General features: G+C 36.4%; 20 protein-coding genes. 16 read left to right on the top strand and 4 right to left on the bottom strand.

Annotation, left to right across the window (positions count from 1 at the left end; genetic code table 11):
* Positions 1–14: 14 nt before the first annotated feature.
* Together K5Q13_RS00210 and K5Q13_RS00215 are read right to left on the bottom strand one after the other, a co-directional pair.
* Complete coding sequence (locus K5Q13_RS00210) at positions 15–1337, bottom strand: ATP-binding protein (RefSeq protein WP_220738656.1); 1323 nt, start codon at positions 1335–1337, stop codon at positions 15–17.
* Position 1338: 1 nt separating this feature from the next.
* Positions 1339–2043: a LytR/AlgR family response regulator transcription factor gene (locus tag K5Q13_RS00215; RefSeq protein ID WP_220738658.1), complete on the bottom strand. Its 705-nt coding sequence runs from the start codon at positions 2041–2043 to the stop codon at positions 1339–1341.
* Positions 2044–2226: 183 nt separating this feature from the next.
* Here K5Q13_RS00215 and K5Q13_RS00220 point away from each other — a divergent pair, with 183 nt between their 5' ends.
* From K5Q13_RS00220 to K5Q13_RS00235, 4 genes are all read left to right on the top strand, one after another.
* Positions 2227–4638, top strand: a complete 2412-nt coding sequence (locus tag K5Q13_RS00220) for a beta-glucosidase family protein (protein WP_220738660.1) — start codon at positions 2227–2229, stop codon at positions 4636–4638.
* 13 nt (positions 4639–4651) lie between these two features.
* Positions 4652–5143, top strand: a complete 492-nt coding sequence (locus tag K5Q13_RS00225) for a hypothetical protein (protein WP_373306363.1) — start codon at positions 4652–4654, stop codon at positions 5141–5143.
* Between the two features lie 8 nt (positions 5144–5151).
* Entirely contained in the window at positions 5152–6165 is a 1014-nt protein-coding gene (locus K5Q13_RS00230; protein WP_220738664.1) for a glycosyltransferase family 2 protein, read from the top strand.
* 146 nt (positions 6166–6311) lie between these two features.
* Positions 6312–9209 (top strand): beta-glucosidase, encoded by a 2898-nt coding sequence (locus K5Q13_RS00235; RefSeq protein WP_220738666.1) that lies wholly within the window; start codon positions 6312–6314, stop codon positions 9207–9209.
* 76 nt (positions 9210–9285) lie between these two features.
* On the opposite strand, the gene K5Q13_RS00240 is transcribed toward K5Q13_RS00235, so the two are convergent.
* Positions 9286–9792, bottom strand: coding sequence for a hypothetical protein (locus K5Q13_RS00240; RefSeq protein ID WP_220738668.1), 507 nt, complete (start codon positions 9790–9792; stop codon positions 9286–9288).
* A gap of 67 nt (positions 9793–9859) precedes the next feature.
* Positions 9860–10120 (bottom strand): SemiSWEET family transporter, encoded by a 261-nt coding sequence (locus K5Q13_RS00245; protein WP_220738670.1) that lies wholly within the window; start codon positions 10118–10120, stop codon positions 9860–9862.
* A gap of 140 nt (positions 10121–10260) precedes the next feature.
* On the opposite strand from K5Q13_RS00245, the gene K5Q13_RS00250 reads away from it, so the two are divergent.
* From K5Q13_RS00250 to glmM, 12 genes are all read left to right on the top strand, one after another.
* Entirely contained in the window at positions 10261–11082 is an 822-nt protein-coding gene (locus tag K5Q13_RS00250) for a VanW family protein (RefSeq protein ID WP_220738671.1), read from the top strand.
* A 137-nt stretch (positions 11083–11219) separates the two neighbouring features.
* Positions 11220–11693 carry a YagU family protein gene (locus K5Q13_RS00255; protein ID WP_220738674.1) on the top strand — a complete coding sequence of 158 codons (474 nt, stop codon included), beginning with the start codon at positions 11220–11222 and terminating at the stop codon, positions 11691–11693.
* A 132-nt stretch (positions 11694–11825) separates the two neighbouring features.
* Entirely contained in the window at positions 11826–13856 is a 2031-nt protein-coding gene (gene recG / locus K5Q13_RS00260) for an ATP-dependent DNA helicase RecG (RefSeq protein WP_220738676.1), read from the top strand.
* A gap of 50 nt (positions 13857–13906) precedes the next feature.
* Positions 13907–16501, top strand: a complete 2595-nt coding sequence (gene mutS, locus K5Q13_RS00265; protein WP_220738678.1) for a DNA mismatch repair protein MutS — start codon at positions 13907–13909, stop codon at positions 16499–16501.
* A 27-nt stretch (positions 16502–16528) separates the two neighbouring features.
* Positions 16529–18508 (top strand): DNA mismatch repair endonuclease MutL, encoded by a 1980-nt coding sequence (gene mutL / locus K5Q13_RS00270; protein WP_220739494.1) that lies wholly within the window; start codon positions 16529–16531, stop codon positions 18506–18508.
* Between the two features lie 44 nt (positions 18509–18552).
* Positions 18553–19068, top strand: a complete 516-nt coding sequence (locus K5Q13_RS00275; protein WP_220738680.1) for a YehS family protein — start codon at positions 18553–18555, stop codon at positions 19066–19068.
* Positions 19069–19131: 63 nt separating this feature from the next.
* Entirely contained in the window at positions 19132–19545 is a 414-nt protein-coding gene (gene ndk / locus K5Q13_RS00280) for a nucleoside-diphosphate kinase (protein WP_220738683.1), read from the top strand.
* 112 nt (positions 19546–19657) lie between these two features.
* Positions 19658–20536 (top strand): UDP-N-acetylmuramate dehydrogenase, encoded by an 879-nt coding sequence (gene murB / locus K5Q13_RS00285; protein ID WP_220738685.1) that lies wholly within the window; start codon positions 19658–19660, stop codon positions 20534–20536.
* A 4-nt stretch (positions 20537–20540) separates the two neighbouring features.
* A complete protein-coding gene (locus K5Q13_RS00290) occupies positions 20541–22634 on the top strand; it encodes a cation:proton antiporter (protein ID WP_220738687.1) in 2094 nt (697 codons plus the stop codon).
* 93 nt (positions 22635–22727) lie between these two features.
* A complete protein-coding gene (gene cdaA / locus K5Q13_RS00295; protein ID WP_220738689.1) occupies positions 22728–23543 on the top strand; it encodes a diadenylate cyclase CdaA in 816 nt (271 codons plus the stop codon).
* Positions 23540–24607, top strand: a complete 1068-nt coding sequence (locus K5Q13_RS00300) for a CdaR family protein (protein WP_220738691.1) — start codon at positions 23540–23542, stop codon at positions 24605–24607. Before cdaA ends, K5Q13_RS00300 begins: the two co-directional genes overlap by 4 nt.
* A gap of 18 nt (positions 24608–24625) precedes the next feature.
* The gene (glmM, locus tag K5Q13_RS00305) at positions 24626–25990 is read left to right on the top strand and encodes a phosphoglucosamine mutase (protein ID WP_220738693.1); all 1365 of its coding nucleotides are present in this window, start codon (positions 24626–24628) and stop codon (positions 25988–25990) included.
* Positions 25991–26034: the final 44 nt, after the last annotated feature.

A 26034-nucleotide genomic window follows, 5' to 3' on the forward strand; every position in this document is an offset into this window, starting at 1 on the left:
TTAAACCATTTAATTTATTTTGCAACGTTTTGTTCTTCAAGCGGGAGCAAAATTTTGAGCGTGAACCAATTTGATTTTGAATTAATGGTCATTTTGCCATTATATTTCTCAGTAATGTATTTGATGCTTTTTAAGCCATAGCCGTGATTTTTTTTATCTTGTTTAGTGGAAGATGGTAATTCTTCAGTGAGTTGGGGAGAGTTTTCTGTATAGTTTTCAACTGAAAAAATAATAAAACCTGCCTGTTGCTTAATATGTACATTAATTAATCTTTTTTCGGTATCGTTAACTTGTAAGCTGGATTCAATGGCATTGTCCAAAGCATTTCCGAGTAAGCTACACAAGTCCATGGTATCAATACTATTTAAGATTTTACCGTCAGCAATACACGTAAAGGCAATTTGATTTTTGATGCATTGAAAATTTTTGTGCGTTAAAATAACGTCAGCAATTGGATTCCCAGTTTTAATGTAGGATTGATACTGTCGAATATCTTTTTCAATTTGTTGTACATATGCTATACGCTTAGGTGTATTTTCTTCTAGTGAAATGACAGCTAATTGATGTTTTAAATCGTGCAAACGCTGGTTAATCAACTCGGTGCTTTCACGAAAGGTTTGATATTGTTCATATTGAGATTGAAACATATTATTCATTTCGGAAAGATCTTGATGCAAAAACATTTCATAACGTTGATTTTCTTGTAGAGAAAGTAAAAGGACACCACAAAAACCAATTGACGTACGTAATATGAAAATCGCAAGTGAATCACCTAGGCTTAAAAAAGTGCCACTGAGAATAAATCCTAAATTACTGATAAAAAAAATAATAATGGCAGTAATTGCCGCACTATAAGAATCGTGTAGTGCAATATTATTAATTGAATACTGATAATTTGGTCTTGTTTCCATACGGTAAAACATGAGTAATAGAAGGACATAACTTGTAAGTACAAAACACGTTTCAACTAACCAGTAATTTGTGAATGGCAAAATTAACCAACAAAAAACCAGCCAAGTAGCTGAAGCCCAAAACTCAGCAAAAATAAAAGCTTTACAAAGATGATAAACAGAGATTTGAAATGGCACTTTTTCTATTAATAGCAGTGTTAAAAACATATAACCAATATTAAGTAGCATGCCTGGTAGCCACATCAACAATGGAAATGTACCGGCTAAAAACTGAAAGAAAATTTGCCCAATACTAAGCAAAAGTAATTTAAGTACCCATGTGTTCTCTCTTTTTCTTGCCGGAAGTTGAAGAATCATTAATAGGGTAGCCAAAACTTCGGCAAGAGCAGTAAATATTCGGGGAATATTAGGTAGCACGATTGTCATTTTAATTATCTACCTTTCCTAAATAATTCGTAAGCGCTTGGATAAACAATTTCTTTCTAGGACGGCTAATTTGTAAGTCATAATGTCCAACTTGAACAATATTGCCAGTAAAGTTATTGACATGAGCTAAGTTAACCAGATAACCATTGTTGCAACGGAAGAAATTTTTTGATGTCAGTTCACTTTCAATTTTTTTCATAGAACCTATCGTTTCTATATTTTTTTCGACCGTATGGAAGATGAGGTAATGCCCATCACTTTCTACAAAATAGAGATTATTTAAGAGAATTCGAATCATACCATTTTTATTTTTGATCAGAATTGATTTGCTAGTTTCTAAAATTTTGCGTTGGATTTTCTTAAAATGTTCAGTGAAAACAAAATAGGATAATGGCTTTAATATGAAGTCAAAAGCATTAACAGAATAGCCTTCCACTGCCCATTGTACATAGTTAGTTAAAAATACGATGATCACGTTTTCGTCAACTTGGCGAATCTTTTTAGCAGCAGTCATACCATCCATGATTGGCATTTGTACATCGAAATAAATGACATCAAAGTTAGAGCGGTAATTATCCACTATTTCTAACCCATTTGAGAAATATGTGACTGTTATTGGTATTTGCTGATCTGTACTATATGTTTTTATAAATTCACCCAACTGCTGCTGTATTTCTTTTTTATCATCAACAATTGCAATACGCATCGAAAACTTTCCTCCTAGTAGTTTTATACAAAATCATTATATCAATTTTGGTAAATTTCTGTTGTCTTACATTTTGCATTTATTTGCGTTGATGACAGCTTATGCATGAAAACAGTCAAATTATGATTAAACTATATATAAGCGCTTACATTTTTGGTAAAGTACAGGTGGTGGTGAAATAGTATGATAAAAAATAAAAACTTAATCAGTAAATTATCGCTGGAAGAAAAAGCGTCGCTTTTATCTGGCAAGTCGACTTGGGAAACTGTTAATGTTGACAAGGTTATACCTAGCATGTTTTTGTCTGATGGACCACATGGGTTACGAAAACAGTCTGGCGCAGCAGATCACTTGGGATTAAATGCGAGTGATCTTGCAACTTGTTTTCCAACAGCCGCAACGCTAGCTAATAGTTGGGATGCTGAAATGATTACGCAAGTGGGACACGCATTAGGCAACGAGGCAAAAAACTTAGACGTGCAAGTGGTATTAGGTCCAGGATTAAATATTAAAAGAAATCCTCTGGGCGGTCGTAATTTTGAATATTATAGCGAAGATCCATATTTGTCAGGTAAATTTGGCGCTGCAATGATTCGAGGTATTCAAAGCACACAAACAATTGCAAGTCCTAAGCATTTTGCTGCGAATAGCCAGGAGTATCGCAGAATGGCATCTAATTCTGTCATTGATGAGCGTACATTAAGAGAACTATATACCACGAACTTCGAAATTGCGGTAAAAGAAGGTAGCCCAAAGGTTATTATGTCGGCTTATAATCAAATTAATGGGACATATGCTAATGAAAATGCTTACCTCTTGGAGGATGTTTTACGTAAAGAATGGCATTTTGATGGTTTTGTTGTGACTGATTGGGGCGGTGACAATAATCATGTTGCAGGTGTTGCAAATGGTAGTAATTTGGTTATGCCAACACTTGGACTTAACGGTACATTAGAATTGGTTGATGCTGTTAATAGCGGTGAGTTGCAAGAAGAGGTTATCGATGAACGTGTTGATGAATTGTTGTCCGTTATTTTAGAGTCTACCGCTGTTAAAAAAAGTCCAGTAGAAATAAACTGGGAAAAGCAACACCAAATTGCGCATAAAGCTGCTGAAGAAAGTATCGTCCTGTTAAAAAATAATGATGATATTCTACCACTAAAAAAAGATACTAAAGTTGCCTTAGTTGGTGACTTTGCAGAAACACCACGTTATCAAGGTGCAGGTTCTTCATTAGTGAACACGAAAAATTTAGAGACAATTACTGAATCTATTAAGAATTATCAACTCAATACTGTGGGATTTGCACAAGGATATATGCGTGCAAATAAGAAGACCAATGAAGAACAATTAAGAAATGAAGCTATTGAATTGGTTAAAAAAAGTGATGTCGCAATTGTTTTTCTTGGCCTAGATGAAATATCTGAAAGCGAGGGTGCCGATCGGAAGCATATGCGCATTCCTGCTGCTCAAGAACGTCTTTTAGATGAACTAGCTAAAACAGCTATTCCCCTTGTCGTTGTTTTATCTGCAGGTTCTGTTATTGAAACACCATGGGTAAATCAAGTATCAGCGTTAGTGCATGGATATCTGGGTGGTGAAGCAGGTGCTAGTGCTATGCTTGATGTTTTAACTGGTCGACACAATCCATCTGGTAAATTGGCTGAAACTTATCCAGTCAAGTATGAGGATACACCATTTGCAGATGAGTTTCCGGCTAAGAAAAAAGATTCGTTTTATAAAGAAGGTCTGTTTGTCGGTTATCGCTACTACAACACAACTAATAAAAAAGTTCGCTTTCCTTTTGGTTTTGGTTTGAGCTATACGACATTTCAGTATGCTGATTTAAAAGTTAATCAAGAACAGGTGAGCTTAACCATTACAAATACTGGAACAACTGCTGGTGCTGAAATTGTTCAATTATATGTTGGGAAGAAGGATTCGTTGCTTGTTAGACCGGCAAAGGAATTAAAAGGGTTTACTAAAGTTTATTTGGAACCCGGTGAATCACGCCAGGTTACAATGCCATTTGATGATAAGACCTTTAGATACTATAATGCTCAAGCACACAGTTTTGAAATTGAAGATGGTAATTACCAGCTCTACCTCAGTGGTAATATTGAGGATGTGCGATTGTCTTCAGAAATTCATGTTAGTGGTAAAAAAGTCCAAAATCAAGCGAATTTGTTTCCAAAATATTTTTCTCATCAAATTTCTGATATAACATTAGCAGATTTTTCTGATCTTTATGGTGAAAAGCTGAGTGAAGACAATAATACTGGTATCTTAAAATTAGAGCAAAACAGTACAATTTCTGATATGGCATTTGCTAAAAGTTGGCTTGCAAGATTAGTGAGTCGATATTTAAGCCACGCTTTGAAAAAAAGCGAATCCAGAGGACAGCCCAATCTTAATATTTTGTTCATCTATAATATGCCTTTTCGTGCTATTAGCAAAATGACCAATGGAGCAGTCAGCTCACAAATGGTTGACGGTATGTTGCAGATAGTTAATGGGAAATTTTGGCGTGGATTAATAAAGTTAGTGCAAGAATTTTACATCAATAAGAAAAAAATTAAAAATAGAACTGTTTAGGACGGTAATGCATATGGATAATATTGTTGGGGTTACAAAAAAGTTTAAAAATAGCCATCCCGATTTATATGAATTTATTGTATTTAATATTATGAGTAATGTTGCGACCATAACAAATTTTCTTGTATTGTGGCTGGGTACTGGGTTATTATTTAATAAAATAGATGGACCATTTCATTGGTGGTTTTTTGACTACGGTACTGCGCAAGGTGGATTAGGAGGGTTTTTGAGTTTCCTACTCGCATATATCTGTGCACAGATAGTTAATTTTATTGTTCAGCGTAAAGTGGTTTTTGGTTCGAAAGTTCAAATTAGTCAAGTGATTTATATCTATATTTTAACTGTGGTTGTTGTAGGAATCATCTCGGTGTGGTTACCGCCTTATATTATTAAGCAGTTAGCACCAATTATTGGCGTATGGGCGGCGACAGTCGCAAATGTTGTAAACATTGTTGTTCAGGTTGTCATTAATTATCCAATGATGAAATTTGTAATTATGAAGTAGAGAAAAATATGAAATTATTAAGTATCATTGTTCCTTGTTATAATGCAGAATCTTTTATGGAACGCTGCGTAAATTCACTGATTTTGGGAGGTGATGAGATTGAAGTTATTTTAGTCAATGATGGTTCAACTGATAAAACGAAACAAATCATTGATTGGTATGTCAAAAAATTCCCACAAATTGTGGTCGCGATTCATCAAAAAAATGGTGGACATGGTGCTGCCATTAATAGTGGATTGAGGGAGGTAACAGCCGAATACGTGAAAGTCGTAGACAGTGATGACTGGCTTGATGTGGAGGCACTGCATCAAATTTTGAATTTTCTACGTGGGAATCTCGCAACAAAACAAAGCATTGATATGATAATCAGCAATTATATCTATGATAAACAAGGTAGTAAGCATAAAAAAGTGATTAACTATCCAAAAATCCCAAAAGACCAAGTATTATCATGGGATGATTTACACTTTTCAGTTGGTCAATATCTTTTAATGCATTCGGTTATTTATAGAACTGATATTTTAAAAAATGATGCAAAATTAAAATTACCACAACACAGTTTTTATGTAGATAATATTTATGTCTTTGAGCCTTTAGTTTATGTGAAAAAAATGTATTATCTTGATCTTGATTTATATCATTATTTCATCGGGCGCGAAGACCAATCTGTTAATGAAAAAGTGATGATTAAAAAAATTGACCAGCAATTGGCAGTTAATCGTCAACTCGTTAATTTTTACACTGAAAATGTTGATTTTGATACTGCAGTTGGGAAATACATGGGTAGATATGTTGAAATTATCACAACGATTTCATCGATTATTTTGTTAAAAGAAAATACAATGAATAGTTTGCAACGTAAAAAAGATTTATGGGATTTTATTGAACAGCAAGATGAATTATTATACAGAAAAATGCGTCGTCGCGTATTTGGAATTGGTGTTAATTTAACAGGAAAAATTGGTAGAAAAACCGCTGTGATTGCCTATCACATGGTACAAAAAGTTTATGGATTTAATTAGGATATTTTTGTTTGTTAAATCAGTTTTAATGTTATAGTTAAACTAAAAGCAACGAAGTATGAATAAATAATCAGATTTGTTGCTATTTTTTTAAAAGTAAAAGTAAACGCTTACATTTATTATTTTATAGTGAAGGATAAGGAAAAATGAAAAAATATCGTGGTCTTGTTATTTCTTTTATTATCGCAATAGCAGCAATTGGAGGAGGCGTGTGGTATATCAACGGCATACTCGCAGGGGGCATTGTTACAATGGCCGATATTATGGCGACTGTAAACAAAGTCATCAAATACTTCATCCCTTTGGTATTGCTTTTAGTAGTGATTATAATTTTATTCATCGTCTTTAGAAAACGAGACAAAAAGTTTAAATTTTGGTTGAAATGGGAATCATGGATTGTGTTTTTAGTAGCAGTGGTGTTAACTTTGAACGTTGTATTCTTGGTACCAATGTCAAGTTTGTTTAACTTAAATTATGCGAAAATGGGCACAGTCAGTAAACAAACACTTAAAAAAGGTGATACTGTCGCCCAAAATATCAGCCAAGAAGGCACAGTATTATTAAAAAATACAAACAATTATTTGCCACTTGAAAATCAAAAAAATATTAATGTTTTTGGCTGGGCATCTACTAACCCAGTTTATGGTGGCACGGGTTCTGGTGGTTCGGTTTCGAGTAATTCAGTGGATATTTATCAAGGTTTAAAATCAGCAGGATTCCAAACAAACAATGATTTGCGTAAATTTTATACTAAATATCAAGCACAACGGCCAGTAATCTCAATGATGGCACAAGATTGGACGTTGCCTGAACCAACACTCAGTAAGTATTCTAATAAACTCATTAATGATTCAAAGACATTTTCCAATACTGCATTAGTGGTTATCTCTCGTCCAGGTGGAGAAGGTGCTGATTTACCAAAAGACGTTAAGGCGAAAGGCATTACCTATAATGGCAACAAAGGAGACTTTAAAAAAGGTGATACGTATTTAGAGTTGACCAAATCAGAGCGTGATATGTTAAAAATGGTTAATTCAAATTTCCAAAACATTGTTGTATTGGTTAACTCTGCTAATCCCATGGCGTTAGGTTGGATCAATGAATACGATCATATTAAAGGGGCGCTATGGATGGCAGGACCTGGAGAGAAAGGTTTCTCTGCTTTAGGACAAGTTTTAAGAGGAGAAGTTAATCCGTCTGGACGAACAGTTGATACTTATGCTTATAGTATCAAGGATTCACCATCTTTTAATAACTTTGGAGATTTCAAATATTCGAATGGAAAATATAGCTTTGTAAATTATTCTGAAAGTATTTATGTTGGCTATAAATTCTACGAAACTTTCTATAAAGATAATGAAAGAGGCTATCAACAGGCTGTGCAATATCCATTTGGATATGGTATGAGTTACACGAGCTTTACGCAGAAAATGAGTAACTTGAATCAGTCAAGTGATGGAAACATTAGCTTTAATGTAACGGTTACAAATACTGGAAAAACTACAGGTAAAGATGTCGTTCAGGCATATTACACAGCACCATATACTAACGGTGGCATCGAAAAGTCAGCGACTAATCTATTAGATTTTAAGAAAACAAAGAATTTGGAACCTGGTGCTAGCCAAACTGTCAGTTTTGAACTGAACCGCTCAGATATGGCGTCATATAATGAGAAAGGTAGCGGATCGTATACTTTGGATCAGGGTAATTATCAAATTCAAGTGAAAGAAAATTCACATGAAGTTTTGGATTCAAAAAATTATCGTGTTAATCAAACAATTGTTTATGGAAAGAATAACAAGCGATCTTCTGATAAAAAAGCGGCAACAAATGAATTTGCAAATGCCGCCGGAAAGGTTGAATATTTAAGTCGTAAAGATAATTTTGCTAATTACAAACAGGCCACTGCTGTACCAAAAGCAGAAAAGCTAAGTGACAAGCAAAAAGCACAATTATCTGCTCTATCTGCTACAAATGATGCTAGTGCGATTGAAAAAATGCCTGTTACGAATCAAAAAAGTTCTCTTGAATTGGCTGATCTTCGTGGTAAAAGTTACGACAACAAGAATTGGGATAAGTTGTTAAACCAACTATCTGTTAGCGATATGAATAGGTTGATAACTTATGGTGGCTACCAAACAGTCGCCATTGACTCAATCAAAAAAGCACACACTTATGACTTTGATGGGCCTTCTGGATTTACTAGTTTCATGATTCCTGTTAAAGCAACCACATTTCCGGTAGCAACAATGATTGCTGCTACTTGGAATAAAGATCTTGCACAAGATCGCGGTAAAGTCATGGGTAAGCAGGCAAATGAGTTGGGTATTTCCGGATGGTATGGACCAGCAATGAATATTCATCGTAATGCTTTGTCTGGTAGAAACTTTGAATATTATTCTGAAGATGGGACATTATCTGGTGATATGGCTGCCAATGAAATCAGTGGTGCAAAACAATATGGTGTTTATGCTTATATGAAGCACTTCGCCATGAATGATCAAGAAACAAATCGTCTTAATAAGTTATTGACGTGGTCTTCTGAACAAGCAATCCGTGAAACTTATCTCAAACCATTTGAAATTGCTGTTAAGGATGGTAAGGCAACAGCAGCGATGTCATCATTTAATTATATTGGTGACAAGTGGAGTGGTGCGAACGATGCGCTATTACAAAAAGTGCTTCGTGGAGAATGGGGTTTCCGTGGTATGGTTGAAACTGACTACTTTGGTGGTTACGGCTTCATGAATGGTGATAATGCTATTAGAAACGGTAACGACGTGATGCTTTCAACGACAGGAGAAAGTGGATCAGCTATTACTGGCACGGATAAACCGGCGACAGTTAAAGCAATGAAGAATGCAGCGCATAATATCTTGTACACGGTGGTTAATAGCAGTGCATATAAAAATTATAATAAAGGTGATAGCCTAAAACTACCATGGCAAAAAACACTAATGAACTACAATATTTTAGCATTTGCAATATTTATAATGCTGCAAGGTTTGGCAATTTATTTGTATCGTCGTCAATATAGAAAATAATTTTAATTTTCTAAAGATATAGACAAAATCTAAGTACAGAAAAAACAACAAACATAATTAATTATGTTTGTTGTTTTTAGTTGTTATTCTCTAATATAGTCAATAAAGGATAGCGATTTCTTAAATGATTAAATAGATAAATAATTGCTGGATGAACTATGAAGAAAAATACTGGTACAGCTACGAAGAAAGTCTTCATCCAGTTATCGAAGTATCCAAGAAGGAAATGGGGATACAATTGACGGTGCATTTCAGTAAACCAGACCATCATTACGGACACGTTAAATGCGATGACAAGTAGTGGGACACTAACATGTTTTGGAATACGTTCAGTGACAATACTTGGAAAATATTGATGCAGTTTAAGTGCAATTGGTAGCGTCACATAGGCTCTTAGATAATAGATAAATGCAACAATAAATGGATAGACAATTAAAATTCGCAGAAACATACTTTCAGAAAATCCGTAACGAATGACTGTATTGTAACTGGCCATGATAGCCACCATGGTACTAATTAAAACCCAAGGTAGTGTGTTAGGATGATGCAGTACTTTGTGAAAAAATTGTTTAAATGATGTCATATATTTTTATTTTCCTCATGTTTAAAAAATATTAATAAAAAAATGTGAGCAAGATGATAATCAAAAATCACAATGCAGTCAAAAAAGTTGTTATTCCAAAAATGATGCCGGGAAAATTAGCAGTAGCTAGTGGTATATCCCGTTCTTCTTTGACCAAACCATAGACAACCCATAGGCCACAATTAATAGCAGCTACGAGTGGCTGCACAGGGTTACCTTTTGATCCTGATAAATTATCTATTATCTGGGGAATATAAGACACATACATTAAAATTGACATGATTGTGGCAGTCCAACTCAAATAAGTTATAAAATCTTTGCTTTTCATTATTCTCCTCTTAATAATAAGTATACGCTTATTTTGCTTATTTAATCAAATATGAACACGTTTGATACTTTTGATAGTAGGGTCTGTATATTTTTTTGAAAATAAGTTTTATGATATGATTATTAGCATAGGGGAGAATTATGACTAGAAAACTATTTTGTGAAATATCGCCATTAACGTATAAAATATCTTATGAGTCGCGAATTGTAAAACGTAAAGTATCGGATTATTTGTTAGGTCAGCTAGCAGTAGAAAAAATCTCAGATCAGCTACCTTATCTCGTATTTAGTCACAAATCACTTATGCGGCGTGGATTAAGAAGGGTGCCGGTTCCTGTTGAAGAAGCAAAAGTGGCTAATCTAAAATTGGCAGCGCCAAAAGTTAACCATATTCTCATTAAACCTGGAGAAACATTTTCTTTTTGGCATTTGGTGGGTCGGTGTACTGAAGCAGCCGGTTATCAAAATGGTTTAATGGTAGCAAACGATGGTGAGTTGAAAAAAGGAACTGGTGGTGGGCTGTGCCAGTTTAGTAATTTAATTCACTGGATGATTTTACATACGCCATTGGATGTTGTTGAAAAATATCATCATGAGCAGGTAGATATGTTTCCGGATGCAAACCGCGAAGTACCGTTTGGAAGCGGTACATCAATTGTGTATAATTACTTAGATTATCGTTTTAAAAATAACACAAATACGACATATCAATTGGTCACATATGTTGGCGAAACGCATTTATGTGGTGAACTTTATGCGTCTGATACTCAAGAGGATATTTATGAAGTTGGTATAACAGATGAACATTTTGAATTAGAAGACAGTACTGTTTACCGTTGTGGTCAAATATATCAATATCAGTACGATAAAGATCGTCATTTGGTTAATAAGACATTAATAAAAACAAATCATGCTAGAGTAGCCTATGATACAAGTCAATTATCTGTCATAACAAAATCATAATTAGTCGCTGTGTATTTTGAATCCGGTCATGACAGCACCTTTAAATGTAGACACAGGTTAGTAATACCAAGTGTTTTAGACTGAAATTGAAATAGGCTATGATATAATGAAGAAATTGAATTAAGGAGGATTGCTATATGTTGTTGACCACTATATTAATAGGCATTGCTGCTGGATTCATTTCTGGTATGGTGAAAATTGGTTGGGAGGCAATATTGCCACCTAGAAGTCAGGCTAGAGATGAAACTAATCCACCACAACAGCTATTACAGCAAATGGGTGTGCCACGTCGTATAACACATGCCTATGTTTATTATTCTAAAGATCAAAAAGTGCATTATGTCGCCCTGATATTACACTTTTCTTTTTCCATCTTTTTTGCGGTTCTTTTTGCACTAACATATAAAACACTACCCATTGTTGGTTTATGGCAGGGTAGTTTATATGGGATTATTATTTGGGTTGCATTCCATATTATTCTTATGCCATTACTCAAGACGGTCCCATCTCCAGTAAAACAACCATTTCCTGAGCATTTTTCTGAATTTTTCGGACATATTGTATGGTCGTGGACTATTTATCTAGTTGTGGTCGCTTTGTTAGGGCAGTAATATATGAATGATGTTACAATTTTAATTTCAAGGCTCGTTTAATTTAACTTTTGGTTTAATATAGCCTAATAATGTGGTAGTAAAGCGACCCAAGGGTCGCTTTTTTTTCGTTCAAAATGTTACAATAATAGCATGATAACACGTGTTGATAATGTTGATATACTGCCAGGTGTTGGCCCAAAACGCCTAACTGCTTTACATGAACTTGGTATTTTTACAATTGAAGATTTGATTAGTTATTTTCCATTTCGATACGAAGATTTAGGTGAAAGATTACCTTCTGAAACTTTGGATGGCGACAAGGTGACATTTAAAGGCATTGTTAGTGCACCACCGGTTGTCACACGATTTGGAAAGAAAAACCAAACACGATTTGGTTTATTAATTGCGCGTGAAAATATAAGAATCACTTTTTTTAATCAACCTTGGATTGCGCAAAATATCGATGTCGGTCAAGAAGTTGCTGTCTATGGCACCTATAATGCTGCTAAGGCAGCGCTTACTGGGATGAAAATGATTAATGCTAGTACTGATGCGCTTGATCCTATTTATCCATCATCTAAGCAAATTACAGCTAAAACCATTCGTCATTTGATTGAATTAGCTTGGGCAGATATTCGAGGCACCCTGGATTCTTTAGTGCCTATAGAAATTAGAACAAAATATCGTTTATTAGACCGCAATACACAAATTGAGTCCATGCATTTTCCAGTAGATATGACAGCAGCAAAGGCAGGACGTCGTAGTGCAGCATTTGAAGAATTTTTTATTTTTCAAATGCGTTTACAATTGCTCAAACTAGCTGATCAAAATTTTGCTGGCGAAGGTGTCGTTTATGATCCAAGTGCACTTGGAAAATTTGAATTAAGTTTGCCTTTTAAGTTAACAAAGGCACAAAAAAAAGTTATTGCAGAAATTTTGCAAGATCAAAAACGCGCAAGACATATGAACCGATTATTACAAGGGGATGTCGGTTCTGGAAAAACGGTTGTTGCAGCAATGGCAATGTATGCTGTGGTGACAGCGGGAATGCAAGCTGCTATCATGGCGCCAACTGAAATTTTAGCACAACAGCATGCGCTTAATATGGCACAATTATTTGAAAATGCAAATATACCATTGCGTGTTGAATTATTAACTAGTGGTTTAAAAGTATCAGCTCGTCGGCAACTACTAGAAGATTTAGTGAATGGTGAGATTGATATTTTAGTTGGCACACATGCTTTACTGCAACCAGATGTTGCCTTTCATCATCTAGGGCTGGCTGTTATTGATGAACAACATCGGTTTGGTGTGAATCAACGTGCCGCATTGCGTGAAAATGGCGTTAACCCAGATATTCTAGCCATGACTGCAACACCTATCCCAAGAACACTATCAATTACGGCATATGGGGAAATGGATGTCTCAGTAATCGACCAATTACCTTCAGGTCGAAAAGAAATTAAAACCACGCGAATGAGCCATAATCAACTTGATAATGCGATTGCATTTGTTAAAAATCAAATTGATGTGGGGGCACAAGCATACATAGTGACACCATTAATTGAGGAATCTGAGTCACTTGACGTGCAAAATGCTACAGCAATGTACGAAGCTATGCAATTAGAATTACCACAATACAAGATTGGTTTGCTACACGGTCGTTTATCAAATGAAGAAAAAAAGAAACTGATGGCTGAATTTAAAGATAATCAGATTCAAATATTAGTGGCAACCACAGTTATTGAAGTTGGTGTGGATGTACCAAATGCGACTGTGATGCTTATTTTAGATGCTGATCGTTTTGGTTTAGCACAACTTCATCAATTACGTGGTCGCGTTGGCCGTGGCAGTAGACAATCTTACACTATTCTTGTGGCTGATCCCAAAACAGATTATGGCACTGCCAGATTAGATGCGATGGTTGAAACCACTAATGGCTTCATATTAGCCCAAAAAGACTTGGAATTACGTGGTTCAGGCGATATTTTGGGTACAAAACAATCGGGTGTGCCAGAGTTTATGGTGGGCGATCCGATTAAAGATCTTACCATGATGGAAATTGCGCAACAAGAAGCCATTAAGTTAGTGAGTGAAGAAAATTGGGATAGAAAACCAAACAATCAAGCACTGGTTGACTATTTATCGCGAACCATGGCACACTATCGACACTTTGACTAAAATTGTATGAACGACATTTTAAATTATAAGCAATAGGAGATTTTCCACAAATGGCCAAAGTTACTGAAACACCGATGATGGTACAGTATCATGAAATTAAATCACAATATCCAGACGCCTTTGTTTTTTATCGCCTAGGTGATTTTTATGAATTATTTGAACAAGATGCGATTTTGGGAGCAAAAATTCTAGAATTGACTCTTACAGCACGAAACAAAAACTCTGAAAATCCAGTGCCTATGGCTGGAATTCCGCACCATGCTGCAAAAAACTATATTGATATTTTAGTTGATCAAGGTCATAAAGTGGCTATTGTTGAACAAATGGAAGACCCAGCTGTTGCTAAGGGTATGGTCAAACGCGATGTGGTGCAACTGATAACACCTGGCACTAAAATGTTTGATGGTGCAAGATCTGATAAACAAAACAACTATCTGGCAGCAATTTTGCCAAGTAATAGCACATGGACAATAGCATATATTGATTTATCAACTGGTGAATTGAAAGCCACGACAGTCAATCGATTTGCTGATGTGATAGATGAATTAAGTTCGTTAGAAGTTAAAGAAGTTGTTTTGCGTAAAAATGATGAAGAAACCGTTGCGCAGCAAATCGCGACACGTCTTGGTGAACGTGGTTTGGTTATCTCAATGCAGACGTCAATTGAACAAAATGCGACAGTAAGTTTTCTGACACAGCCATTGTCTAAAGAAAATGAATCTGCGACAACAGCAATGTTGCTTAATTATATATTTGATACGCAGCGTCGTAACTTGGATCATATCGTGCCAGCAATTAGTTACGAACGGTTGTCATATTTAAAATTTAATCAAGATACACGTACAAATTTAGATTTAGTTGAGAACACACGCACAAAAAAAAGAGCGGGATCTTTGCTAGGATTAATAGATGAAACACACACAGCGATGGGTAGTCGCTTGCTTAAACAATGGTTATTAAAACCGCTACGAGACCAAGAAAAAATTGAAGCACGACTGGATTTGATTCAAGCTTTTCAGGATGATTTTTTTACACGCGGTGCACTACAAGATAATTTGAAAAATGTTTATGATTTAGAGCGGTTATCTGCACGTGCCGCCATGGGGACAATGAATGCTCGGGAACTAGTTCAGCTTAAACGCTCATTATTAGCAATTCCAGAAATTAAAACAATTTTGTCTCAGACAACAAGCCTTTTAAGTCTGGCTGGTGAAAAACTAGATGATATTGCTGATTTAGCCAAACTCGTTGAAGCAGCAATAGTTAGTGATCCACCGATCAGTGTACGTGATGGCGATATTATTAATGATGGCTTTGATGATAAAATTGACAGTTATCGTCAAGTTTTGCATGATAATCAGCAATGGTTAGCGCAATTAGAAGCAGATGAGCGTTCAGCGACGGGTATAAATTCATTAAAAGTTGGCTATAATAAGAATTTTGGTTATTTCATTGAAGTAACCAAGGCAAATATTAGCAAATTAGAAGAGAATCGTTATGAGCGTTTGCAAACATTAACTAACGCCGAAAGATTTGTCACACCTGAATTAAAAGAACACGAACGTCTCATTATTGAAGCACAAGTTAAAAGAACACAACGTGAGTATGAGTTGTTTGTGACCATACGTGATCGTGTAAAATCAGACATCAGTCGTGTTCAAAAACTAGCACAACAAATTGCCCGTCTTGACGTGTTATCCGCACTAGCTGATGTAGCAGATAATCAACGTTTTATTCGCCCTACTTTTACAGCCAACAATACTATTGAAATCAAGCAGGGACGACATCCTGTAGTTGAATCTTTATTAGAGGCTGGCTCTTTTGTTGCCAATGATGTCTTGCTTGATAAAAATATAAATATGCAACTCATTACTGGCCCAAATATGGCTGGAAAATCTACATATATGCGTGAATTAGCCCTGATTGTTATTTTGGCTCAAATGGGTAGTTTTGTACCGGCAACGTCTGCTGAGCTGCCAATTTTTGATCAAATTTTTACGCGCATTGGTGCTAATGATGATATTGCTATGGGACAATCAACATTTATGGTCGAAATGGCAGAGGCTAATCATGCCTTACAGGAAGCTACGGCGCATTCATTGGTTTTATTTGACGAACTAGGTCGCGGTACAGCAACATATGATGGTATGGCGTTAGCTCAAGCGATTATTGAATTTTTAGATGCTCATATTCACGCAAAAACGTTATTTTCGACACATTATCATGAACTAACAACGCTTGCTGATCAACATGATGGCATTCAAAATGTTCACGTAGGTGCTGTAGAAGATGACTCAGGGCAATTGCATTTTTTGCATCAAATACAATCAGGACCAGCAGATAAGTCTTATGGTATTCATGTTGCTGCATTAGCAGGTCTACCAGATGAGTTAATTCACAATGCCACGAGAATTTTGTCTGAATTGGAAAACCAAAAAGCAGTTGTAGTGACACAAAATCATGTCGAAACTGATTTTAAAATGAAAACAGATGAATTGTCTGAACAGGTAGCCTTATTTAATGTTTCTGATGTTGATTCAGAAACGAAGAAACTAATTGAAACGTTGGATAGTTTTGATATTTTGAATATGACACCAGTTGATGCAATGAATGCATTAAATACATTAAAAAAATTGAGACAATAGGAGGGGGCGCCTGCCCACGTGGACAAAATGGGAAAAATACATGAATTATCAAACTTATTAGCCAACCAAATTGCCGCTGGTGAAGTGATTGAGCGACCAGCAAGTGTTGTTAAAGAACTCGTTGAAAATGCAATCGACTCAGGCGCAACGCAAATTGAAGTCGTTGTTGAAAATGCAGGTGAAACGCTCATCCGTGTTGTTGATAATGGAACTGGTATTGAAGCAGAAGATGTACCATTAGCATTTACAAGACATGCAACAAGTAAAATAGTTGATCGCCATGATTTATTTAATATTGTGTCCCTTGGTTTTCGTGGCGAGGCGTTGCCTTCAATTGCAGCAATATCAGATGTTACGTTAAACACGACAACGGAGCGCAATTCAGAAGGTGTCATGTATCATATAAAAGGTGGCAAACAAGTGAGTGCAACACCTGCCAATGGTCGTCGGGGTACCATAATTTCTGTACGTGATTTGTTTTATAATACACCAGCGCGATTGAAGTATCTTAAGCGACCACAAACAGAACTCTCAAAAGTTGCTGATATCATGAATCGCTTGGCGTTATCATATACCAATATCGCATTTTCCGTGTCTGCTGATGGACGATCATTGCTCAAAACAACTGGAAATGGCAATCAACAGCAAGTTATTGCAGCAATTTATGGTCGTGATGTCGCACAAAAAATGTTATCCTTTGCTAGCGAAGATGATGATTTTAATATTACTGGCTATATTTCTTTGCCAGAGCTCACACGTGGTTCACGTGAATATTTAACAATATTAGTCAATGGCCGTTTTGTTAAAAATTTTTCAATTTCAAATGCGCTTATTCATGGTTATGGTTCAAAGTTAATGGTGGGCCGTTTTCCAATGGGTGTTGTGAATATCAATACAGATCCTATTTTAATTGACGTGAATGTGCACCCGCAAAAATCCGAGATTCGTTTATCAAAAGAATCAGAGTTAACTGAATTATTGGTAAAAACAATTAAAGACAGGTTGGCTGGTGAAAATTTAATTCCTGACGCATATGCTAATTTGTATGGGCAAACACAAAAAACACCACACAAAAGGCAAGAAACAACCCAATCTGCACCCTGGGTTCAAACAGATAATGAAGTAACAGTACCCGCCAATCCCATTAGTAACACAGGATCTCATGTTACCGAAATCAGTATTACAAATCGTTTAGAATTATCAGGAAATAATATCAGTTCATTTGTTGACCGTTACACCAATGAATCACATTTACCAGTATTTGATGAGGTTGCAGTAAAACAAACAAAAATAAAGGAATCTGTTGAAACTTATCAGCCAGCCTTTACTGAACCCGATATTGCAAGTCAGAAAACATTGGATTTATCCTCAGAAAAATCAACTGGTTTTCCAGATTTATCATATATTGGTCAAATGCACGGTACTTTTTTATTTGCGCAAAGCGAGAATGGTTTATTTTTAATTGACCAACATGCAGCACAAGAGCGAATAAATTATGAATATTATCGTCAAAAAATTGGTGAAGTCAGCACCGATAAACAAAGACTGTTAGTACCGATTACAATCAATTATACGGCATCTGATATGTTGAAAATTGCTGACAATGAACAAGAATTATTAGATGTTGGCTTGTCAGTTGTACCATTTGGACCGACGACTGTAATTGTTCGAGAACATCCAACGTGGTTTGAAAAGGGTCAAGAAGAAGCGACTATTCGTGAAATGATTGATTGGATTTTACGTGAAGGTTCGCTAACGGTTGCTGAATTTAGAGAACGGACAGCGATTATGATGAGCTGTAAGCGAGCGATACGCGCTAATATGCACTTGTCTGACGGACAAGCAAAAACATTGATACAAACATTATCTCATGCAGAAAATCCATATAACTGTCCTCACGGTCGACCCATTTTGACACAATTTACAATCACTGAAATGGAAAAAATGTTTAAACGTATTCAAGATTCTCACGAAAAATGGGAGACATACGATAACCATCCCTACTAATTAAAAGCGATCAATTGTTTCGCTGAACATGAAGGAAAATAGTAATGAACAATAATGATATAATTATCCGATTACGATATGCACTTAATATTAAAAACGCAGATATGATTAAAATTTTTAAATATGGTGGGATATCGATCGACGAAAATCAATTACATGTTTTGCTCGCTAAGCAGGATGAGGGAAGTAAACGTGATGAAAAAGTTACGACCAAAACGTTAGAATCATTTATGAATGGTCTCATTATTTCCCAGCGTGGACAAAAATTTGGTGCTGATTTAAAGCCTGTACCACCAACATTTGATATGAATGCAGAGGCAGATATTAATAATGTTGTCATGAAAAAACTTAAAATTGCGATGTCTTATACTAGTGATGATTATATGAGCTTTTTAAAAACAGCAGGAATCACGATTTCACCTAACGAGCTTAGTGCAGTTTTGAGACGATCAGATCATCGTAATTACAAGCCGGCTGGCGATAGGTATTTAAGAAACATTTTAAAAGGTATGGCTATGGAATATCGGCCAGATGATGTTAAAAAAACAGCACGAAAATAATAACTTGTTAGCGCTTTCAATTTCATGTACAATCAAAGTGAAGTAACATATAAGGAGAATAATATGACAGAACAAACGTTGATGTTAATCAAACCTGATGGTGTTAAACGTGCTATGATTGGAAACATTATTAATCGTGTTGAAAACAAGGGGTATCGTATTATTGATATGAAAATGGTCGTGCCAACAGAGCAGTTACTTAACAAGCATTATGCTGAACATGTAGGAAAATCATTTTACCCGGCTCTTTTAGAGTATATGACATCTGGACCAGTTGTTGTGATGATAGGAGAAGGCACAAATGTCGTTTCAGGCTGGCGTGCAATGATGGGTGAAACCAATCCAACAAGCGCAATGCCTGGCACAATTCGTGGTGATTTAGGACGAGAGTGGGACGAGCCTGCCATGATGAATGTTGTTCACGGATCAGATAGTGTCACAACAGCAAAGTATGAAATTAGCTTATGGTTTGATTAAATTTATTGCTTGACAAAGGGTCTAATGATCTTTTAGTCAAGTTTTTTTATTCATTTTAGGTGGTCTAGCTAAAAGTTTGGTAAAATAGAAGATATAGACTCGGAGTTAAAAAATGCAATTAAATAATATAACAATACTTGAAAAACAAACTTTGGCACCCTATGCACACACACAAGCTGGTGGTGTCGTAGATTATTTAGCGTTACCTAAAACACATCAAGAACTACAACAACTATTATCGTGGGCAAAATTACAAAAACAATCAGTTCACATTTTTGGTAGACTGTCTAATTTAGTTGTGCGAAATGGTGGTTTACGTGGATTATCTATCTTATTGCATGATATGCATCATATTCAGGTGCAAGAAAACACGATAACAGCTGATGCCGGTGCAGATTTGATTTTAGTAACAGAAATGGCTATGTCACATGGTCTTGCTGGGTTAGAATGGGCTGCAGGTATTCCAGGATCTGTTGGTGGTGCGGTATTTATGAATGCGGGCGCCTATGGCGGGCAAACCGATATGGTTGTATCGGCAGTTACAGCAATCATGCCAGATGGACATATTCAAATGTTTTCTGCACATGAGCTTGAGTTTGGTTACCGAAAGTCTGTTTTTCAAAAAAATGGTGGTGTTATATTGAGTGTCACATTTGCATTGATACCAGATTCTAAACGTAACATACAGTTAAAAATGGACGATAATAATTTTCGACGGGCAGATAAGCAGCCATTGAACTATCCTTCCAATGGTTCAGTTTTTAAGCGACCAGAGGGTTATTTTGCTGGTAAATTAATTATGGATTCAAATCTTCAGGGTGCACGCATTGGCGGTGTTGAAGTATCAAAAAAACATGCTGGATTCATGGTGAATGTTGGTAATGGTACTGGTAATGATTATGAAGATTTGATCAAATACGTTCAAGCGACGGTTAAAGATAAATTTAATGTGACGTTAGAAACCGAAGTACGTATCATGGGAGAACGTTAAGTTTATGGTCATAATAGAATTAATTGTTATATTAATTGTGTCAGTTACAATATCAAACGTCATTTCACATTTTATTCCTGATGTACCAATCAGCTTATTCCAAATTGCTATTGGACTTGTATTATCATTAATATTTGGTGTTTTTATTCAAGTTGATTCACACTGGTTTATGTTATTATTTGTAGCGCCATTGTTATATAATGATGCTTGGCGATTTCCAAAACATGAACTTTGGGAATTGCGAGGACCTATTTTAGGCAACGCAATTGTACTCGTTTTACTGACAACATTGGTTGGTGGTTTTTTTATACACTTATTGATGCCACAGTTTCCAAAATCTGTCGCTTTGGCTTTGGCAGCCGTTGTTTCACCAACAGACCCTGTTGCAGTCCAAGCCATTGCTAGGCGTGTTAAACTACCAAGTAACGTGTTACATATTGTTTCAGGTGAAAGCCTTATAAATGATGCGAGCGGTCTTGTAAGTTTTAATACAGCGATTAAAGCGACTGTTGCTGGTACTTTTTTACTTAGTGGGGCGATAGGTAATTTTTTTTGGATGACAGTTGTTGGACTAACCGTTGGATTAGTATTGGGAACACTTTTAAATTGGTTAAATGATGTATTTGATCGTGTGGGCCTAAATGATGTTGTATTTCATACAGTAACAACATTGTTAGCGCCATTTCTGATTTATTGGGCTGCAGAAGATCTGCTACACTCTTCAGGTGTTATTGCAGTTGTTGCAGGGGCTATTTTAACAAAAGTATTAAGTGACCAACATGTTGATGCGCGTAGTCCAGAGGTTGCAGTAACAGCTGTTAGAACATGGGAAATATTTGTATATTTACTCAATGGTGTTATTTTTGTGTTACTAGGTATCGAATTACCACCAGCTGTTTCTGCAGTAGTTCAAAGTACACAAATGCATACAGGACGAGCCATTTTTTATGGTATTGTTGTTTGGTTCATTGTTTTCATTATTAGAGTAATTTGGGCATATGGTAATCAAAGCATTTTATATGTTAAAAATAGGGACATCAAGCCATCGTTCAAAACAGCTGTGACATCTGGATTAACAGGCGTACGAGGGGCTGTTACAATGGCGGCTGTTATGACTGTGCCGACAGTTATTAGTGATGGTTCAGCTTTCCCACAAAGGGATCTATTAGTCTTTATAGCTGCTGTAGTTGTGATTGTTAGTTTGCTTGTGGCAACAATAATGCTACCAATTGTGACTAAAGAACGTTCAGCTCATGATTTTACGCAACCAGAAATGTCAGATTCGGAAGTGACAACAAATGAAACAAGCAAACCGGAAATGACTGAATCACAGGCGCGTATATTTGCTATTCAAGTCGGTATTCAAACCTTGCGTGAACAGCAACGAGAAGAGAATCGTGCAATTATTTATGAGCTAATTACTCGTAAACAAAGAACAATTGTACGCATTAAGCGTCAATTGATCGGTGATAAAACTGGATATAAAAGTGTGGATGATTCAGAGTTACGACTAATTGCACTGAAAGCACAGCGTGATCGATTGCAACAGTTGCTTGTTAATGAAGATATTTCACCACTAACATTCTCATCACAATCTAGACGTTTAGAACGATTAGAAAATTTGATAAATGCGGACAAGTACTATCATTTTTCTTCACAATGGTTATGGGTGCTTATCCGACGAGGTTTCCGTAGTGTACGTGTATGGCTTTCTGATGAAACGAGTGAAAAGATAAGAAATGAAACTTCATTAGCTGTGCGCGAAACATCCAAGTCAGCAATTAAAGCATTATCTGTTCATATGGAGCAGCATAACGGGGATACGGTCACAAATCGTGTAGAACGTCAACATGCTTATAATTTGATTGTTAGCTATCGCTATCGTATTGAAAACGAAAAGCATGAGGATACGCAACAGCAACGTGAAATAGATGACAAATTGCGCATGGACTTAGAGTTAAAAGCATTAAATGCGCAACGTGAGACGATTCAAAATCTATACGAACAAGGCAGAATTACCCGACAAGCAGGTATTAATATTAGGCAGTTTATTAATTTTTCTGAAACGTCTGCGCTGGCTGGAAAAGATGAATCGTGATTTTAAAAATCAGTTATTGTAATTCGTTACCAACAGAAATAAGAAAATAGTGTGCAACAAGCGCTAGTATTTAAACGACATAAAGGAGAAAACATGTTATCGTACCTAACAACGAATAATTTTATGCACGCAGTAGATATCATGATTATTTGGTTTTTACTGTATAAAATTATTCAATTTATGGAAGGCACACGTGCATTACAAATTCTATTTGGCGTTGGCACGGTGATTTTAGTCAAAGTCGTTAGCTGGTATCTTGGATTGATGACCTTATCATGGGTAATGGATCAATTGATTACTTGGGCACCTATTGCTTTGGTTGTTATCTTTCAACAAGAAATTAGGCGTGGGTTGGAAAGTTTGGGACGTCGCTTGACCGTTCGCCGTGCACGAATTGATAATGCGGTCGAACATCAGTTAATCAAAAGCTTAGATTCAGCATTACAATATATGTCCAAAAGGCGTATTGGTGCCTTGATTACTATTCAACGTGAAGCCAATTTAGATGAATATATTAAAACGGGCATTAAGTTAGATGCTAATATTACTGGTCAATTATTAATTAATACCTTTATACCAAACACGCCACTTCATGATGGTGCAGTGATTATAAGTAAAGATCGTATTGCTGTAGCAGCAGCCTATCTACCACTTTCAGAAAGTACGCGAATTCCAAAGGAGCTCGGAACCAGGCATCGTGCGGCAGTTGGTATTTCTGAGGCGAGTGATGCCATCACTGTAGTGGTTTCAGAAGAAACTGGCGAAATTTCCATTACGCAAAAAGGTGATTTACTCCGTCATATGGACCAAGAGAGTTATATTAACTTTTTCGAACGTCAGTTTTTACCTGCTATAGATGGTGCTGTTGGTAAAAATCATTGGTGGCGTAAAGGAGGGCGAATACGATGAAAAAAATAGGACAGTCAAGAATTGTTAATGTTGTCATTGCCTTTGTCATTGCTATTTTGTTATCATCCTATGTCTTAAGTACAAAATCCACAAGCTCTACGACGAACGGTTCAAATAATTTTTCAACATTGATTCCAGAAAAAAAAGCATCACTTAATGTTGCCTTAAATGTTCAGTTTAACAATGATAAGTATGTTGTTATTGGAGCACCAGCAACGGTGCAGGTCGATATTCAAGGATCAGGAGCATTGGTTTCTGCAACCCAAAGTCGAAATGATATTCAGGCAACTATAGATTTACGTGGTTTAAAACCTGGTAAGCGAACCGTTGCTGTGGCATTACGCGGTGTCAACGCATCGCTTACTTCAACAATTAATCCACAAAAAGTAACAGTGACAATTGCCAACAAAACCTCCAAAACTTTGCCAGTTGACGTGAGTTATTCTAGAGAAAATATTGCACAAGGGTATACAGCCAGTGACCCAACTTCAGACGTCAAACATATTACAATTAGCGGTCCTCAGACTAACGTTGATGCAGTTAGCACTGTTGTAGCACGTATGGATTTACCAACTGGGGCAAAAGAACCACTCACCCAGTCTGTTAGGCTTGTCGCATTGGATCGAAATGGTAATGAAGTTGAAGTGAATTTGGATCGTCGTACGGTCAATGCATCATTAACGATTGCACCCGAAGATTCAAAACGACTATCATTAGTCGCTGATGCTAAAAATGGTGGCGCTAACAATTATCAGATTAACTTTGATCCCAAAACTGTTATAGCATATGGATCATCCGATATACTCAATACAATGACTAGTATTACAGTGCCAGTTGATGTTGGCAACATCAGCAATAAAGAAACGATTGAAGTCGAGTTGCCTAATATTTCTGGTATTGTACATTATGACAGGTTGAAAGTTAAGGTAACAGTATCACAACAAGAAAAAAGTAGCAGTAGTAGTGATAGTTCAAGTACAAACGCGAGTTCATCTTCTGCAGGATCATCCAGCTCATCGGATTCCAGCGATACAAGTGATGCCAATTCTGCAAGTAGTAACTAGAGAATGTGAGAGAAAAACATGTCAGATATTAAATTAAAATATTTTGGAACAGATGGTGTGCGTGGTATTGCAAATGAAACATTAACACCTGAACTAGCCTTTCGTTTAGGTCGTGCAGGTGGTGCAATTTTGACGCAACACGCAGAGGGTAATAAAAAGCCCGTTGTGATCGTAGGACGCGATACGAGAATCTCTGGTGAGATGTTACAGCAATCAATTATTTCCGGGTTTTTATCAGTGGGAATAGATGTTTTACGTTTAGGAATTATTACGACACCAGCAGTTGCTTTTTTGGTACAAAATTTAGAGGCAGATGCTGGTGTACAAATTACAGCATCGCATAATCCAGCAGCAGATAATGGTATTAAATTCTTTGGTAAAGATGGTTTTAAATTATCTGATGAACTTGAATATGAAATTGAGCAGTTGTTAGATGAACCAAATGATACATTACCAAGACCCAGCGCTGACGGATTAGGTGTTGCTAATAACTATCCTGAAGGTGCTCTCAAGTATATGAGCTTTTTACAAAAAACAATTCCAACCGATCTAGCAGGTATGCGTGTCGCACTTGACGGCGCCAATGGGGCTACAAGTGGTTTGTTGGCACGATTATTTGCGGATTTGAATGCAGATTTTGTTACCATGGGAACGGAGCCCAATGGTTTAAATATTAATGACGGTGTCGGTTCAACACATCCGGAGGCATTGGCAGAGCTTGTTAAAAATGATGATGTACAGGCTGGTTTGGCGTTTGATGGCGATGGGGACCGTTTAATTGCAGTTGATGAGAATGGTGAAATTGTCGATGGTGACAAAATTATGTTTATCATTGGTAAATTCATGAACGAGCAAGGGCGCCTCAAGCATAGTACCGTTGTGTCCACAGTGATGAGTAACATTGGTTTTTACAAAGCATTGACAGAAAACAATATGACAAGCGTAAAGACTGCTGTGGGTGATCGTTATGTCATGGCAGAAATGCTTGAATCAGATTATAATCTTGGTGGTGAACAATCTGGACATATTATTTTCCGTGATTGGGCTACAACTGGGGATGGCCTACTGACTGCCTTACAACTGCTTTATGTTATGAAAGAAACAGGAAGCACACTATCAGAATTAGCTAGTGATGTTCAAGTTTATCCACAAAAGTTAGTAAACATTAAGGTCAAGGATAAAGTTGCTATTCAACGAAATCCGGCCGTAGTAGGTAAGATTGCTGAAGTAGAGGCAGAAATGGCTGGGGATGGTCGTGTTCTTGTACGACCTTCAGGAACAGAATCATTGCTTCGTGTCATGGCTGAAGCACCGACAACTGAACTTGTAGAACGTTATGTTGAAATGATTGCTTCAGTTGTTCGTGATCAGTCGACTAACTAAAACCAAAAAAGTGCTAAATTTATTAAAAATAAGGCGCTTTTTTT

The organism is Leuconostoc miyukkimchii (assembly GCF_019656055.1).
GTDB classification, from domain to species: domain Bacteria; phylum Bacillota; class Bacilli; order Lactobacillales; family Lactobacillaceae; genus Leuconostoc; species Leuconostoc miyukkimchii.

Excerpts from the sequence above, each read along its gene's own strand:
- K5Q13_RS00210 (WP_220738656.1), bottom strand. The coding sequence starts at position 1,337 with ATGACAATCGTGCTACCTAATATTCCCCGAATATTTACTGCTCTTGCC.
- K5Q13_RS00215 (WP_220738658.1), bottom strand. The coding sequence starts at position 2,043 with ATGCGTATTGCAATTGTTGATGATAAAAAAGAAATACAGCAGCAGTTG.
- K5Q13_RS00220 (WP_220738660.1), top strand. The coding sequence starts at position 2,227 with ATGATAAAAAATAAAAACTTAATCAGTAAATTATCGCTGGAAGAAAAA.
- K5Q13_RS00225 (WP_373306363.1), top strand. The coding sequence starts at position 4,652 with ATGGATAATATTGTTGGGGTTACAAAAAAGTTTAAAAATAGCCATCCC.
- K5Q13_RS00230 (WP_220738664.1), top strand. The coding sequence starts at position 5,152 with ATGAAATTATTAAGTATCATTGTTCCTTGTTATAATGCAGAATCTTTT.
- K5Q13_RS00235 (WP_220738666.1), top strand. The coding sequence starts at position 6,312 with ATGAAAAAATATCGTGGTCTTGTTATTTCTTTTATTATCGCAATAGCA.
- K5Q13_RS00240 (WP_220738668.1), bottom strand. The coding sequence starts at position 9,792 with ATGACATCATTTAAACAATTTTTTCACAAAGTACTGCATCATCCTAAC.
- K5Q13_RS00245 (WP_220738670.1), bottom strand. The coding sequence starts at position 10,120 with ATGAAAAGCAAAGATTTTATAACTTATTTGAGTTGGACTGCCACAATC.
- K5Q13_RS00250 (WP_220738671.1), top strand. The coding sequence starts at position 10,261 with ATGACTAGAAAACTATTTTGTGAAATATCGCCATTAACGTATAAAATA.
- K5Q13_RS00255 (WP_220738674.1), top strand. The coding sequence starts at position 11,220 with ATGTTGTTGACCACTATATTAATAGGCATTGCTGCTGGATTCATTTCT.
- recG (WP_220738676.1), top strand. The coding sequence starts at position 11,826 with ATGATAACACGTGTTGATAATGTTGATATACTGCCAGGTGTTGGCCCA.
- mutS (WP_220738678.1), top strand. The coding sequence starts at position 13,907 with ATGGCCAAAGTTACTGAAACACCGATGATGGTACAGTATCATGAAATT.
- mutL (WP_220739494.1), top strand. The coding sequence starts at position 16,529 with ATGGGAAAAATACATGAATTATCAAACTTATTAGCCAACCAAATTGCC.
- K5Q13_RS00275 (WP_220738680.1), top strand. The coding sequence starts at position 18,553 with ATGAACAATAATGATATAATTATCCGATTACGATATGCACTTAATATT.
- ndk (WP_220738683.1), top strand. The coding sequence starts at position 19,132 with ATGACAGAACAAACGTTGATGTTAATCAAACCTGATGGTGTTAAACGT.
- murB (WP_220738685.1), top strand. The coding sequence starts at position 19,658 with ATGCAATTAAATAATATAACAATACTTGAAAAACAAACTTTGGCACCC.
- K5Q13_RS00290 (WP_220738687.1), top strand. The coding sequence starts at position 20,541 with ATGGTCATAATAGAATTAATTGTTATATTAATTGTGTCAGTTACAATA.
- cdaA (WP_220738689.1), top strand. The coding sequence starts at position 22,728 with ATGTTATCGTACCTAACAACGAATAATTTTATGCACGCAGTAGATATC.
- K5Q13_RS00300 (WP_220738691.1), top strand. The coding sequence starts at position 23,540 with ATGAAAAAAATAGGACAGTCAAGAATTGTTAATGTTGTCATTGCCTTT.
- glmM (WP_220738693.1), top strand. The coding sequence starts at position 24,626 with ATGTCAGATATTAAATTAAAATATTTTGGAACAGATGGTGTGCGTGGT.